Here is a 15340-nt window from a genome sequence, read left to right as displayed (position 1 = left end):
TGGTTTACTTACTATTCTTTACTACCTCCCCATCTCCAGTCATACTTTTTAACAACCCCTGTTTTATATTTAGCCATATGAAATTAAAAATAGATTTGGTTTTATCTCTATCCACTTCTGCTTGAGATGCTCTAAAATAATCACTTTGATCCTTACTCGTATTTGAAACAAAAAGATTAGCAACAGTAGACAAAAACCAATTTTCAGTTTTTCCATTTTTACTTAGAACAGAAATATTTAAATCTTCATAATTGACTTTTAAGTCCACCTTGGATTTAGTATTATTCCCGTCTATTGTGAAGTATGTTTGGTTAGTTACCCCTTCTAACCTCACATTTAAATTAGGCTCTGTAAACGTGTTTATTTTTGATAACTCCAACTTATCCATAGCCGTTGCAAATACAAAAGAATCCGTCTTACTGTTTACATCAAATGACCAATCTACAGTAAACGGTGTAGCCTCCATAAATACCCCCTGAATATTCAAGTTGGTCATTTCAGGTGACTTATACGTATTACTAACATTACTAATTTTAGCATATAGCTTAGAAAAATCAATAGCCCCTCCACTATTATCTGCATTAACCTTTTCTGTATATTTTATGTGAGCCTCATTAACGAATACAGAATCCACAGTTAAATCAAAAGGAATACTCCTTATAGATTCGCTATACATTTTTTTTATTGACTCATCATCATTTACTAATTTATCTCGGAATATCTCAAAATCGGCATTATTAATATTGATTTGCTTACTAGAAATATAGAGATTTCTATTTTTAAAGCCAAAGCCTATACCTTCACACTTTAGTGATTCAATTTTAAGATTAAAGTGATCTCTTTCTTTAGATATGATTCCAGAAAGGGCTTTGCGCGAAAATTTAGTCTTTAATTGAATCGTATTGATGACTGCTTTATTGTTTTTGAGTTTAAAGTTCGATGTACTTAGGTTTTCAAAATCGCTTGCCTTAACAAAAATGGAGTCTGCATCTACTTCGTAAGCTTTAAATGATACCGGTAATCGCTGTCTAATTGTTTTGTTATTAATTTCTATAGCATCTATTTCGATAGTTGCATTTTCGACATATAATAAAACGGAATCTTTTTTTGAATCATATATATGAAACGTAGCGTTGTCAATACTCAACTCATCAATAAGAATGGGTTTGTATATTTTAATAAAACCTGAAGTTGAATCGCTTTTTTCATTCTTTTCATACCTATCTTTATAATACACGATATTAGGTGATTTCAGTTTAATGTCTTCAATCCTAATTTCTGATTTAAAAAGATAATCCCAATAGCTTATATCTTCAATAATAAGTGCTTCGAGATCTACAAAAGCATGATTGTTTTCGTTGTTTTTATTTTTGATTTCAACTACCAGTTTTTTAATTGTTATGGTGCCTTCAAAAATATTTAAAGCAATCCCTTCATTCTTTTGAAAGACTATCTCTGGTAATCTATTAGCGAGAAAATTTTCAATTTTATCTTCTATTGTTTTATTCGCATAAAGTATTAGTCCGACTACAATTAAAGCAATACTTGAAATTATAAACACCCCGTATTTTATCCACTTATTCATTATTTAAAGTTAGCTAAGAAATACTATGAAGCAAAATAATGAACCCTTTTTATTGCACTATAAAGTGATAGGATTCGATAAAAAACTAATAGAATCAGTTTAATGGTTTAAATTTATTTGGATGAAGGCTATTCGGATCAATCTCAAAAGTTGTGTGTGAATTAATATAGTTTTCGGATTTTTGTAAAAAAAAAGACTCTTGGACCATTATCGAGAACTACTTAAACTTATCCTTCCAGAATTTCTGATTAATCACTTCGATTTAGTTAACAACACTAAAAATGGCGAAGTCATGCATCTTTATTTTGAAGAACGAAATGTAACTCCTAAAGAAGAAGCTAAGCGTATATTAATCGCTCATGGATTCCATAAAGAAGTGACTATTCAAGACTTTCCTCTTAGGGGAAACACAGTGTATCTGCACGTGAAACGGCGTAGATGGCTAGACAAGACCACCAAGCAAGTGGTGCAGAGAGACTGGAATTTAGTAGCACAGGGAACACGTATGACCAACGAGTTCGCTGCTTTTTTAAAAGAAATTAGTCAATACTAGAGCCTCAGATTGTCATACCATTGGTCATTTTTATGGTGTTAATGGAAAGAAACTTGGGCGACAATATAAAGACCATCTAAGCGACTTCAAAGACTGGAAGCAAAAGTCCCACGCTAAAGAGTGGCTTATCTTTCCAGAGAATATAGGAAGTTATTTATCTATTGACGAAACAGCTTTGTCTAAGGGAGAACTCTATACAATCATTACTAACAAAAAAGCGAAAGGTAAAAAAGGAAGTATTGTTGCCATCTTCGCAGGAACCAAGGTGGAGCCCATTATAGAACAACTATTGAAGATCTCTGCTAAGAAAAGAGCTAGAGTTAAAGAGATTACACTGGATATGGCAAATTCAATGAAAACGATAGCTAAGAAATGCTTCCCTAAAGCCATACAAGTTACAGACCGTTTCCATGTACAGAAACTAGCCCTTGAAGCATTGCAAGATATTAGAATTAAACACAGATGGGACGCCATAGATTTAGAAAACGAACTAATAAAACAGGCTAAGCTCACAAATAAAAATTATAATTTACAAGTATTTAGTAAGGGAGATACAAGAAAACAATTACTAGCAAGAAGTAGATACTTACTCTACAAAGCACCGTCTAATTGGACAGAAAGCCAGTACCTAAGAAGCAAAATAGTGTTTAGTGAATATCCAGATATTAAAACCGCTTTTGATTTAGTTCAAGGACTTAGGCATATCTTTTACTCAGCAAAATCAATAAAGATAGCGTATACCAAACTTGCACATTGGTACAGGGAGGTAGAAGAATCTGGATTTAGAGCATTCAATACAATTGCAAATACAATACATATAAACTATCGCTCTATCTTAAACTATTTTATCAATCGAAGCACCAACGCTTCTGCAGAATCTTTCAATGCTAAAATAAAAGCCTTCAGAGCGCAGTTTAGAGGTGTAAAAAATGTAGAATTTTTTCTTTATAGATTAACCACAATTTTTGCATAAACACAACTATTAGGCTTGATCCGGCTATTCTCTATTTATGTAACTAAGATTTAATAGTCTTAAAATAAAAAATCCGATGACCTTGCGGTTATCGGATTTTTATTTGTTGTGGGCGACAAGGGATTCGAACCCCTGACCCCTTGGGTGTAAACCAAGTGCTCTGAACCAACTGAGCTAGTCGCCCTACTTATTCGGTGTGCAAATATACATGAGATTTTGGTTCTGCAAAAGCTTTTTTAAAAAAATTTTCAAATTATTTCAGCCACTACGAAAGTACTCCCTCCAACATAGATAACATCATTTGAATTTGCATTCATTAATGCTGATTTATATGCTTCATTTACAGAATCATAAGCCTTTCCTACATATTCTTTTTGACTAAAGTAGCTTTGAAGAGTTTCAACAGCCATTCCTCTTGGAATATTTGGTTTGCAAAAGTAATAGATTGCTTTTTTTGGCATCAAATTGATTATTGAATCTAAATCCTTATCGTTTACCACTCCAAATACAATGTGTAGTTTTTCAAAATCCTCTTCTAAAAGCTGTGTTATAGTATAGGTTAACCCTTCTTTATTGTGAGCTATATCTGCTATAACTTTTGGCTTTTCTTGGATGATTTGCCAGCGTCCTTTAAGTTTTGTGTTTTTAACAACATGTAGCAAACCTTCTTGCACATGCTTATCTAATATAATAAAGCCTTTGTGTTTAAGTTGGTCAATGACGTGAACTACTGTCTTACGGTTTTTAATTTGGTAACTTCCTTTTAAATCACTGATGTATTTTATATCGCTTCCCTGATCTGCAAAAACTAGTTTTGATTTTTTAGCTTCAGCATAAGCTTTAAAGACCCTCTCAGTTTCTTTTTGAGTTTCACCAATAACAATCGGTATTCCATTTTTTATAATACCCCCTTTTTCCTTTGCAATAGCTTCAAGTGTGTCTCCTAAGAATTGCGTATGATCTAAACCAATATTTGTAATAACGGAGACTTCTGGAATAATAACATTTGTAGAATCTAATCGACCTCCTAAACCAACTTCAACTATTGCTATATCAACTTTTTGCTTAGCGAAGTAATCGAAAGCTAAGCCTACCGTCATTTCAAAAAAAGACAGGCTATTTACTTCAAAAAAGGTTTTGTTCTGTTTGACAAACGCAATTACGGCGTGCTTAGAAATCTCTTTTCCGTTTATTTTTATGCGCTCCCTAAAATCTTTTAAATGAGGTGATGTATAAAGCCCAACCTTATAGCCGGCTTCTTGTAAAACGGAAGCTAACATATGACTCGTTGAGCCTTTACCGTTAGTTCCTGCTACATGAACAGATTTAAATTTTTTCTCTGGATTATTTAAATGATTAACTAATAAAATAGTATTTGACAAATCTACCTTATAAGCACTTTTACCTTGATTTTGATACATTGGCAATTGCGAAAACAGCCAATTTACGGTATCGATATAGGTCATTTTATTGTCCTAATTTGAAGTCTATACTCACAAAACCTATTTGCCTTGTAGGGGCTTTAGCATCTGCAGGCCATTTCCCAGATAGTGCAATTTTCTTCGCTGGATCTAATAAACAAGGCGCTGTGTTCTCCGTTCCTTTTACACCAGCTTCTGCTTTTACAACCCGCCCACTTCTATCTACCTCAACCCTAACGACAACTAAACCAGATTCATTACATTGTTGTTTTACCTCTTGAAATTTTCCTTGGCCTCTTCCACCTAATCCAGACCCAACGCCACCATTTCCTTTTCCGCCTCCAAAATAACTTGGGGCATATGGGCTTCCATCTAATTGTCCTTTATCGCCCACTTGATTATCATTACCTTGACTACCGGTGGTTTCACCCTCTGAGTTGTTTAAGCCGCCCATAATAGCGTCTAATTCCGCTTTTTTCTTAGCTTCTTCTGCTTTCTTTTTTGCTTCGGCATCTGCCTTTGCTTTAGCTTTTTGTGCAGCCTCTGCTTTAGCCATAGCATCTGCCTCTTCCTTCGCTTTTTTAGCTGCTTCTGCTTTTTTAATAGCAATTGCTTCTTCAGACTCTTGAGTTAAAATATTTTCCTTTGTTTGCTCAGATTTAGAGGCTTCTTTAGTGTCTTCAGTATCTTGTTCTTCAGCTTTTTGGGGTTCAGACTGAGCGTCTTGTGGTAGCTCATTACTGTTTAAATCTTCTGACTTGACAGGTTTGTTAGGCTGAATAGCCCCGCTTCCAACTGCTGAATTTCCGAAATTAACGGCCACCCCGTATTCTGGTGGCGGATCTAAATACGAAGGCCCTACAACGAATAACAACAATAATAAAATCAACACTACTAATGTTGTAATTTTTGCTGAGTTTCGCTCGTGTTTTGTATTTAGATATTTCATACTAAGTTATGAATTACTGAGATTTTACTGCCAATGTGGACTTTATTTTATTTCTATTAGCAATGTCCATAATATAGACTACATGTTTCATCTCAACATCCTGATCTGATCGTATGGTTATTGTTGGTGAATCTGTTTTACCAATTTTCGCAAGTACTTCGGCTTCTAATCCTTCTTTAGGCACTTCTTTTAAATCTACAAAATATTGTATGTCCTTATTGACGCTCACTGATACATTTTTTGTTTGCGTCGTTTTACTTGTCGATTTAGGCAACAATAAATCTATAGCTTCTGCAGAAACGAGTGTAGATGCAATCATAAAAAAGATAAGTAGCAGAAATACAATATCCGTCATTGACGACATATTGAATTCTGGTGTTACTTTATTTCTTCCTCTTAAATTCATAATTTATGATTTAGCTCGGTTCATTTAATAGGTCTAAAAATTCTAAAGAATTTGCTTCCATTTGATACACCAATTTATCTGTTCTTACGACTAAGTGGTTGTATGAGATGTATGCAATAATACCCACAATTAAACCGCCAACGGTTGTTGTCATTGCAGTATACAAACCATCTGCCAAAGTTTTAATGTCGATAGAGCCTCCTGAATTAGCAATTTCGAATATTGAGAGTATCATTCCAATAACTGTTCCAAGGAATCCAATCATGGGTGCAGCTCCTGAAATTGTAGCTAAAACACTAACATTTTTCTCCAGGTTGTATATTTCTAAACGGCCTGCATTTTCAAGGGCAGTATTAATGTCTTCCAGTGGTTTTCCAATTCTAGAAATGCCTTTACTAATTAATCTTGAAACCGGAGAATTAGACTGAGAACAAAGGTTTTGAGCTGAATCTATTTTACCATTACTGACATAATCTCTAATTTGATTCATAAAATTAGCATCTACTTTAGAAGCTTCTTTAATAGCGAGAATTCTTTCAAAATAGATATAAATTGCAACAATCATAAGTACTATTAAGATTGTAATAATAATTATTCCTGCTGTTCCACCTGTAGTCACTAACTCTATAATGGACAATGTTTTTTTAACCGATTCTCCTTCTGCACCTTGTGCAGAATCTTGCAAAAATGTACTTATCATATCTTGGGGTTTATTAAATGTATAACGTTACTTTTTTGTATTGCGTATGTTTAAAATAAAGTTCTTGTAAAAAAGAAAACAAGTGTTCCTGCTATAAAACCTATAAATGCTAACCATGAAATCTTTTTTAGATACCAGAAGAAATCAATTTTCTCCATTCCCATAGCAACCACTCCAGCAGCTGATCCAATAATTAACATACTACCACCTGTTCCTGCCGAATAGGCGATGAAGTGCCATAACTCATTATCCATAGGCTCTGAAAACATTCCTAAACTAGCTGCTACCAGAGGTACATTATCAATCACAGCAGAACCAATTCCTAATAAAATAATCACTAAATCTGATACACCTGAATGGTGCAATTCTGTACCTAACATAGGTACATTTTCTTGTAGGGAAGAGGCGAAACCAAATAATGTGCCTAAAGATTCTAAAGCGGCTACAGCCATTAATATTCCTAAGAAAAACAAAATACTTGGTAGTTCAATTTTAGATAAAGAATGGTGTACTGGACTGTGATGGGCGTGCGCCTCACTAACATCGTCATCGATTTCTGTTAAACTAAATTTTCTAGAACTGTAAATTTCTGCAAAAATAGCGACAACACCTAGGGATAGCATCATACCAACGTAAGGTGGTAAATGCGTAAACACTTTAAATACAGGTACAAAAACAATAGCACCCAGACCTAAGTATAACATAGTAGAACTGAAACGACTTTTAGATTTTTCGACAGCACTATCATCCATATCAAGATTTCCTTTAAAAGCAGGAAGAAAAGAAGCAATTAATGTAGGCAACAGCATACATACTAATGAAGGCAATAGCAAGTAACCAAAAAGATGTCCTGTAGAAACCTTATTACCTATCCAAAGCATTGTAGTTGTTACATCGCCTATTGGTGAAAAAGCCCCACCTGCATTCGCTGCAATTATAATTAAACCTGCAAACCAAATACGAACATTTCTATCCTTTACTATTTTTTGTAGAATTGAAATTAGTACAATAGTTGCTGTTAAATTATCGATAATTGCAGATAGTATAAAGGCAAGAAAAGCAAAAATCCATAAAATTTTACTTTTCTTTTTAGTCTTAATAAAGTTTTTAATAGTTGAAAAACCATCAAAATAATCAATAATTTCTACTATAGTCATGGCGCCTAATAGAAACACTAAAATCTCAGCGGTCTTCCCTAAATGATGCAATAATGTTTCCTCCATTAAATGCATCTTTTCTTCATGTCCTAAAGCGGGAAAGTTATCTACTAAAGCATGTTTTGCTGAGTCAAACCAATTTGGAAACGAGTCAATTCCCAAAGAAATAAGTGCCCAACTTATGGCCATCATTACGAGTGCAGGTATTAATTTGTCTATTTTTATACTGTGTTCTAAAGTAATTGCCAAATAGCCAAAGACAAATACGAGAATGATTACTGCTTCCATAGTTTATACAAGTTGTGTTAGTGCAATTTCAAATGCTGTTTTACTTAATTCTGTAGGATTAGGGTTTTTATCGTAAACGTTTTGAATTGCTTTTTTAATAATATTTGAGGTATCGCTAAAAATCGCTTCATCCGTCATCTGTACTTTGCGTTCCATAAAATAAGCAAAGACTCTTGCCATTCCGCAATTGGATATAAAATCTGGAATGAGGCTTACTCTTTCATCAGTATGTTCCATTATGCTTCCAAAGAATATTTCTTTATCCGCAAATGGCACATTTGCCCCACAAGAAATGACTTCTAATCCTGTAGAAATCATTTGATCAATTTGATTTTGTGTAATTAAACGGGATGCCGCGCAAGGTGCAAAAATTTCAGTCTGCAATGACCAAATTCGTTCATTCATTTCAGCAAACGGAATCATGTTGTCAGTCGCTAAGGTATTGCCGTTTTTGGTTAAAAAGAAATTAGTTATTTCTTCAAAAGAAAATCCATTTTCATTTATAACCCCGCCAGATACATCAATAATACCAACCACTTTAGCTCCCATTTGAGCCAAGTAATAAGCTGCTGCTGACCCCACATTACCAAAACCCTGAACCACAGCACGTTTTCCAACGACACTGCCGTCATAAATTTCATAATAATGCCTTACTGCCTCGGCAACACCATAGCCTGTGATCATATCTGCTACGGTATATTTCCTTACCACATCTGGAGAAAAGCCTGGATTCTCTATGACTTTAATTACGCCTTGACGCAGTTGTCCAATCCGATTAATTTTATCAGCTTCAGTAGGTTTAAAGTGTCCGTTAAAAACACCTTCCTGCGGGTGCCAAACACCAGATTCTTCTGTAATGGGAATAACTTCGTGTATTTCATCAACATTTAAATCACCTCCAGTGCCGTAATAACTTTTAAGCAAGGGTGAAACCGCTTTGTACCAGCGTTCTAAAACGCCTTTTTTCCTTGGGTCCTTAGGGTCAAAATTAATCCCCGATTTAGCGCCGCCAATTGCTGGTCCAGATACCGTAAATTTAACTTCCATCGTTTTTGCAAGTGACAGAACCTCATTAATATCGAGCCCTTTGCGCATTCTTGTTCCTCCTCCTGCTGCACCGCCACGAAGTGAGTTGATAACAGTCCAACCCTCTGCATCTGTTTCGGGATCTTTCCAGTTGAATATTATTTCCGGCTCTTTATTTTCGTACTTTTTTAATAATTCTTTCATCTAAATTTTATTGAATCTTCTTTAACTTTTTTTTTAAATTAATTTTCGAAATTTATGTGGAGAATAGCTAAAGTTGATTCATCTGGAAAGGTGTTTTTTTTGATTAGTTTCAACAAATATAAAAAACAAAAAATAGCTTTAAAAAGTAAAGTTCTTTTTTATTATTAAATTGTGCTTATTAATAGCTATAGCTGAAATATTTTACCTGAAGAATGGTCTTTTATCGCTCCAGTTACACTGCTTAAGCAATTATTTTCTCCTCGCAACTTCAAAACGCCTAAGAAAGCAAAAATTAATGCTTCTTTGAATTCGATAATTTCTTTGGAAGGAATACTAATTTGATTTTTGCTTAATTCCTTAATTCTATTGATCAAAAACAAATTAAAAACGCCGCCGCCAGTAACTAAAACAGAAGCTTTTTGTTTTTGGTTTATAACTTCAGAGATTTGAATAGCGATATGCTCGACATAGGTTCTTAGAATGTCTTTTACTGAGAGGTTATAACTGTCAATTATAGGAAATACTATAGTATTCACCCATTCTAACCCTAGGGATTTTGGGTAAGACTTTTTATAAAAGTCTAGGTTATTTAGTTTGTTTAATAATGCTGTATTTATTTCACCTTTGGAAGCTAGAACGCCTTCTGCATCATACTTGAGGCCCATGGCTGAAACATAGTTGTTTAAGACTATATTTAAAGGGCAAATATCGAAAGCAATTCGTTTTGATTGCTCTTTAGTTGAAACATTTGCGAAACCACCAAGGTTAATGCAATAGTCATAATCTACAAACAACAATTCATCACCAATAGGAACTAACGGGGCGCCTTGTCCCCCGAGAGCCACATCTTGAACTCTAAAATCACAAACTACTGTTTGTTTTACCTTTCTAGACAACTGTGGCAGGTTTCCTATTTGATAGGTTAATTGATGTTCAGGTTGGTGCAAAGCTGTATGGCCATGAGAGCATACAGCATCAATAGTATTTATACTATGTTTTAAAATGAATTGATTAATAATATCAGCCAAATAATCAGTATAGTATTGATCAATCAAATAGAGCGCTTCTTTTGAGTGATTGATTAGTGTTTTTAATTCGAGTTGCCACTTTTCCGAATACGGTACTGTTTCGGCACTGTTAATTTTAAAGGTCCATGTATTATTGAAAGAGAAGGTAACAAGCGCTAAATCAATTCCGTCTAATGAGGTTCCAGACATTACACCAATAACATGGTATTCATTTTTTATCATATAAAGTAAAAATAAGAATATCTATTGAAAAAAAGCGATTTAAGAGTTATCTTTGCACTCTTATTTTATTAAATAAACTAATTAATTATATTATGGATTTTAGCCTTACCGAAGAACATTTAATGCTACGCGATGCCGCTCGCGATTTTGCTCAAACCGAATTATTGCCTGGTGTTATAGAACGTGACAATAAACAGGAATTCCCACAAGAATTAGTTCGTAAAATGGGAGAATTAGGATTCATGGGTATTATGGTTGATCCTAAATACGGGGGAAGCGGAATGGATGCGACATCATATGTTCTTATCATGGAAGAATTATCTAAGATTGATGCCTCTGCTTCTGTAATTGTTTCGGTAAACAATTCTTTAGTATGTTATGGTATAGAATCTTATGGTACCGAGGCGCAAAAACAAAAATATTTAACAAAACTCGCTACTGGTGAGTTTGTTGGTGCCTTTTGTTTAAGTGAGCCAGAGGCTGGAAGTGATGCAACGTCTCAAACAACAACTGCAATTGATAAAGGGGATCACTATATTATAAATGGAACAAAGAACTGGATTACTAATGGTGGTCGTAGTGATGTTTATTTAGTAATCGCACAAACAGATAGAGACAAAGGGCACAAAGGAATCAACGCTTTCATTGTTGAAAAAGGCATGGAAGGTTTTGATATTGGACCTAAAGAAGACAAATTAGGAATTCGCGGTAGTGATACGCACACCTTACAATTTAACGATGTAAAAGTGCCAAAAGAAAATAGAATTGGGGAAGATGGTTTTGGCTTTAAATTCGCTATGAAAACCTTATCTGGTGGACGCATTGGTATTGCTGCTCAAGCTTTAGGAATTGCTCAAGGTGCTTATGAATTGGCGCTTAAATATTCGAAAGAACGAAAGGCTTTTGGAACCGAAATTTGCAATCATCAAGCAATTGCTTTTAAATTGGCCGACATGTATACAGATATTTCAGCGGCGAGACATATGGTCATGAAAGCTGCTTGGGATAAAGATCAAGGCAATAACTATGATATGTCTAGTGCTATGGCAAAATTATACGCTTCAAAAGTAGCAATGGAACACACTGTTGAAGCTGTACAAATTCACGGTGGTAATGGTTTTGTAAAAGAATACCACGTAGAACGTTTGATGCGCGACGCTAAGATTACTCAAATTTACGAAGGGACTTCTGAAATTCAGAAAATAGTCATTTCTCGAGGTGTTATTAAAGCCTAATAAATCAAATTATATGCCTTTTAAAAGCTATTGATAACATTCAATAGCTTTTTTTTTTATTTTATAATAGCCCTTTCTTCAATGCCTTTCAAGCATCTGCTCTGTAATTTTTGGAATTCTATCCTTGTCGAGAACTACTTACACTGTCTTTCTTTTCCATATTTTGTTTATTACATTACTATTTCCACTATATACAACACGTTATATCAATAACTCTATTTTTTTGTACGTGTTTACTATTCTTTTTTAAAATAAATGAAAGATCACTGTTAACCTTTTCATGATTTAAATATTAAGGTTAAAAGAAGTGTAACAACAAATAAATAATCATGAAAATTTTAAAGAAGACATTCATAGTATTATTGCTTTTAATGGGAACAATGAGCTATGCACAGATTTGGAAAAAACTGGGTAAAAAAGCAGAAAAAGCAGCAGAAAGAACTATAGAACGCAGAGTAGAACGCGAGACAGAAAAAAGTACGAATCGCACATTAGATACCCTTATAGAAGCGCCAAAAAAATCAAAGAAAGAAAAACGGGGTAATCGCAAAAAAAACCGCAATAAAGAATTTTCTATTGGTGGCGCTTCATCTGAATCTGAAAACAGCCCAATTAACAAGTCAAGACCACAAGTGCATTCAACTTTTGACTTTACACCAGGAGATATCGTCCTTTTTGAGGACAATTTTAGTAAAGATAATACAGGAGACTTTCCTGCAAAATGGGATACCAACGGCTCTGGTGAAATAGTTACAGTAAATGGAGAAAAATGGTTCCGTCTTGCAAACAAGTCTATGTTTTTACCAATGACTTCAAAAAATCTTCCTGAAAATTACACCATTGAGTTTGATTTACTTACCACCGGATTGGATAACAAAACAAGTTCTCAAGCGATGCTCACCTTATTTTTATCAAACAACAATAAATATGAGAAAGGAAGAAATTGGTGCATGGTTGAACTTTCGCCATGCCAATTTATTGACTCGCCTGGATCTATTGAAAAAGTAACCAACGGATCTCGAGAAATGCGGAATAAAATTGATAAAGATTATCGTAATAGTATTAAAGGCGCATCTAAAATCTCAATTGAGGTGAATAAAACCAGAATGCGTGTTTGGCTGAATGAAAACAAAATTGTTGACACTCCAAGACTTGTACCAGATGGCATTACGAATTTTAAAATAGGTACAAGAGGCTTACGCGATGACAGGAATTTTGATGAAATACACATTAATAATTTTAGAATAGCCAAGACTGGTCAAGATAATCGTAGTAAGCTGATAACCGAAGGAAAACTTTCTACAAACGCCATACTCTTTAATACCGGTTCAGCAACCATTAAAAGTGGTAGTGAAGCCATTTTAAAAGAAGTTGGTGAAGCTATGCAAAGTGTCCCCGATATGCGAATACTAATTATAGGTCACACAGATTCCGACGGAAACTTAGTTAGTAATCAGAAACTTTCAGAAGAAAGAGCAAAATCTGTAAGAGCTGCTTTGGTTACCAAATTTGGCATTAATAGCGCTAGGATACAAACTGACGGTAAAGGAGCGTCTAATCCAATAGCAGACAACTCCTCTGCAGCAGGAAAGGAACAAAACCGTAGGGTAGAATTTTTAAAACTATAGCTATGTAAAAACGACCACTCTTTTAACTTTTTTTCAAGTCTATTCGACTGATAAATTTAACCCCTTAGCTTAGGTCATAGAATAGATACATTTTCAGGGAAAATTTATAACAATACAGCATTAAAGGTTTTATATTAACAAAACCCTATACTGAAAACTAAGGGTGGTCTACATACTATAATAATGTAAAATTAAGTAAGATATCACTTGATATAAAATGCCAAGTGAATTTACCATGGAATGTCACTCTTTTAAAGCATTCAACACCAATCTAATTTCTCCATAACTAAATTTATTATCAATTTGATTTTTTAAATCTGAGAGGTTTTCAAATTGATGTTTAGGAATAATATCCTTTAGTTCATTATAATGCAGTTCAGAAATTAAATCTGTTATTTTCACTTCTCCAGTGGGTATAAAACTAGCTAAATGTCCGCTAATTGTATTTTCATTTAATCCTCGTTCATGAGCAATTTCAGAAACCGACTTACCTTTTTTAAACAACGCTAAAGATTCTTTCTTGGTGTCTCCTTTTTTACCTGTGCCTTTTTTTTCAAAAACATCAGTCTCATCTAAAGTTTCAATATCATTTTCATCACAAAAATCTTTGATGACCTTAAGAATAGCGTTACCATATTTTTCTACTCTTACTTTTCCAAAACCATTGACTTCTAATAATTGTTTTTTGCTAATTGGCAACGTTTCACACATTTCATATAATGCTTTTTGAGTAAAAATTTGAAAATGAACTAATCCCTTTTCTTGAGCTATTTCATTACGGAGTTCTCGAAGTAGCTCAAATAACTCAACATTAGTCGTGCCATCTATAACAGCTTTTCTCGGTTTTTTAGGTTTCTCTTTGGCAAGAAATACTGATTTAGCACGTAACTCTAAAAAGGTTAAAACATCAAACTTATTAGCTAAATTTGAGAAATATAGTTGTTTCGTTGCCAACTGATCTTCAAAAGTATCTAATTGCTTATTAATATCCTTTTCTATTGCCTTATTATCCGTAGTAAATCCAAACACCTTATATGGCTCAGCAATTTTAGCCTTAGTTTCTGTTTCGAAATATTTAATAGCCTTCGTAAAACGTTGTTGAATTTCTTTACTTGATTCTGGTGTTAATGCAATTTCAGATAAGTCCCTTAATTGTGCTTTAAACCCATTAGCTACTTTCAATAAATTCGTAATACAGTCTTTAATTTCATTTAAAGGTTCTTCTATTTTACCTTCAATACTGGTTCTATTTTTATAATAGATATCCAGCATTCTCCCTATTGGATATAAAAACTTGTAAAAATCAAACAGTTCTGAAATCAAATTAAGCTGAAACTCAGCTTTTGATTGTTGCAAAACACTTGCGTCTGGTTGATTCTCTTCGGTCATTTTATTAAAGGAAAGAACATTACTATCACTAATAATTTGACTGGAACTTATTTTACTTTTCAACACTAGGCCTTCTAAACTTTTACAACGACTTAAAGCGACATAGGTTTGACCGTGAGCAAAAGCACCTTGCGCATCAATAATGGCCCTTTCAAAAGTTAAGCCTTGACTTTTATGGATGGTAATAGACCAGGCTAATCGCAAAGGCATCTGTGTATATGAGCCAATTTTATTTTCAGTGATAGCCTTGCTTTCAGCATCAACTGAGTAGTTTATATTTTCCCAAACTTCTGGTGTAGTAACAATATTATACGCGTCATCTGGACATTTAACAACGACTTCATCCTTGTCTAATAAAATAACTTTTCCAATCTTTCCATTAAAATAGCGCTTATCTACTGAACTGTCATTTTTAATAAACATTACTTGAGCACCTACTTTTAAAGTTAATTCTTCCTTATTGGGATAGGAATACTCTGGAAACTTACCTTCAATACGCGCGGCATATTTATGAGACTTTCCTTTTAATTTGTTCAACTCAGTATTATTAGTCTGTTCTGCTCTATTATTATGTGT

13 protein-coding genes and 1 tRNA gene (1 of these 14 only partly in view) are annotated in these 15340 nt (G+C 34.0%); 4 read left to right on the top strand and 10 right to left on the bottom strand.

What is annotated here, in order from left to right; genetic code table 11:
- Window positions 1–4: 4 nt before the first annotated feature.
- Window positions 5–1585, bottom strand: a complete 1581-nt coding sequence (locus GQ46_RS13880; RefSeq protein ID WP_044403217.1) for a hypothetical protein — start codon at window positions 1583–1585, stop codon at window positions 5–7.
- 199 nt (window positions 1586–1784) lie between these two features.
- Here GQ46_RS13880 and GQ46_RS13875 point away from each other — a divergent pair, with 199 nt between their 5' ends.
- The gene (locus tag GQ46_RS13875; protein ID WP_044403214.1) at window positions 1785–2138 is read left to right on the top strand and encodes a transposase family protein; all 354 of its coding nucleotides are present in this window, start codon (window positions 1785–1787) and stop codon (window positions 2136–2138) included.
- Between the two features lie 19 nt (window positions 2139–2157).
- Window positions 2158–3111: a transposase gene (locus GQ46_RS13870; protein ID WP_044403212.1), complete on the top strand. Its 954-nt coding sequence runs from the start codon at window positions 2158–2160 to the stop codon at window positions 3109–3111.
- A gap of 109 nt (window positions 3112–3220) precedes the next feature.
- Here GQ46_RS13870 and GQ46_RS13865 read toward each other — a convergent pair.
- From GQ46_RS13865 to GQ46_RS13830, 8 genes are all read right to left on the bottom strand, one after another.
- Window positions 3221–3295, bottom strand: a tRNA-Val gene (locus GQ46_RS13865).
- A 64-nt stretch (window positions 3296–3359) separates the two neighbouring features.
- Window positions 3360–4577: a folylpolyglutamate synthase/dihydrofolate synthase family protein gene (locus tag GQ46_RS13860; protein WP_044403209.1), complete on the bottom strand. Its 1218-nt coding sequence runs from the start codon at window positions 4575–4577 to the stop codon at window positions 3360–3362.
- Between the two features lies 1 nt (window position 4578).
- Window positions 4579–5481, bottom strand: a complete 903-nt coding sequence (locus GQ46_RS13855) for a hypothetical protein (protein ID WP_044403207.1) — start codon at window positions 5479–5481, stop codon at window positions 4579–4581.
- A 13-nt stretch (window positions 5482–5494) separates the two neighbouring features.
- Window positions 5495–5887: a biopolymer transporter ExbD gene (locus GQ46_RS13850; protein WP_044403204.1), complete on the bottom strand. Its 393-nt coding sequence runs from the start codon at window positions 5885–5887 to the stop codon at window positions 5495–5497.
- 10 nt (window positions 5888–5897) lie between these two features.
- Entirely contained in the window at window positions 5898–6587 is a 690-nt protein-coding gene (locus GQ46_RS13845) for a MotA/TolQ/ExbB proton channel family protein (RefSeq protein WP_044403201.1), read from the bottom strand.
- 50 nt (window positions 6588–6637) lie between these two features.
- Window positions 6638–8032 carry a sodium:proton antiporter NhaD gene (gene nhaD / locus GQ46_RS13840; protein ID WP_044403199.1) on the bottom strand — a complete coding sequence of 465 codons (1395 nt, stop codon included), beginning with the start codon at window positions 8030–8032 and terminating at the stop codon, window positions 6638–6640.
- 3 nt (window positions 8033–8035) lie between these two features.
- Window positions 8036–9262 (bottom strand): Glu/Leu/Phe/Val dehydrogenase dimerization domain-containing protein, encoded by a 1227-nt coding sequence (locus tag GQ46_RS13835; protein ID WP_044403197.1) that lies wholly within the window; start codon window positions 9260–9262, stop codon window positions 8036–8038.
- A 185-nt stretch (window positions 9263–9447) separates the two neighbouring features.
- The gene (locus GQ46_RS13830; RefSeq protein WP_044403195.1) at window positions 9448–10512 is read right to left on the bottom strand and encodes an anhydro-N-acetylmuramic acid kinase; all 1065 of its coding nucleotides are present in this window, start codon (window positions 10510–10512) and stop codon (window positions 9448–9450) included.
- Window positions 10513–10604: 92 nt separating this feature from the next.
- Between GQ46_RS13830 and GQ46_RS13825 the strand changes: the two genes are divergently transcribed.
- Both GQ46_RS13825 and GQ46_RS13820 read left to right on the top strand, forming a co-directional pair.
- Entirely contained in the window at window positions 10605–11747 is a 1143-nt protein-coding gene (locus GQ46_RS13825) for an acyl-CoA dehydrogenase (protein WP_044403192.1), read from the top strand.
- A 329-nt stretch (window positions 11748–12076) separates the two neighbouring features.
- Window positions 12077–13375, top strand: coding sequence for an OmpA family protein (locus tag GQ46_RS13820; protein ID WP_044403190.1), 1299 nt, complete (start codon window positions 12077–12079; stop codon window positions 13373–13375).
- A gap of 243 nt (window positions 13376–13618) precedes the next feature.
- Here the strand turns inward: GQ46_RS13820 and GQ46_RS13815 are convergent, their stop codons facing one another.
- Window positions 13619–15340, bottom strand: the 3' portion of a protein-coding gene (locus GQ46_RS13815; RefSeq protein ID WP_044403187.1) for a helix-turn-helix domain-containing protein. Its footprint extends 711 nt past the window's final position; the window shows 1722 of its 2433 coding nt (coding positions 712–2433); the start codon falls outside the window, past its right edge; the stop codon is at window positions 13619–13621.

The organism is Lacinutrix sp. Hel_I_90 (genome assembly GCF_000934685.1).
Lineage (GTDB): Bacteria > Bacteroidota > Bacteroidia > Flavobacteriales > Flavobacteriaceae > Lacinutrix.
Note: the sequence above shows the minus strand (reverse complement) of the source record. Positions and strands in the feature narration are given on the sequence as shown.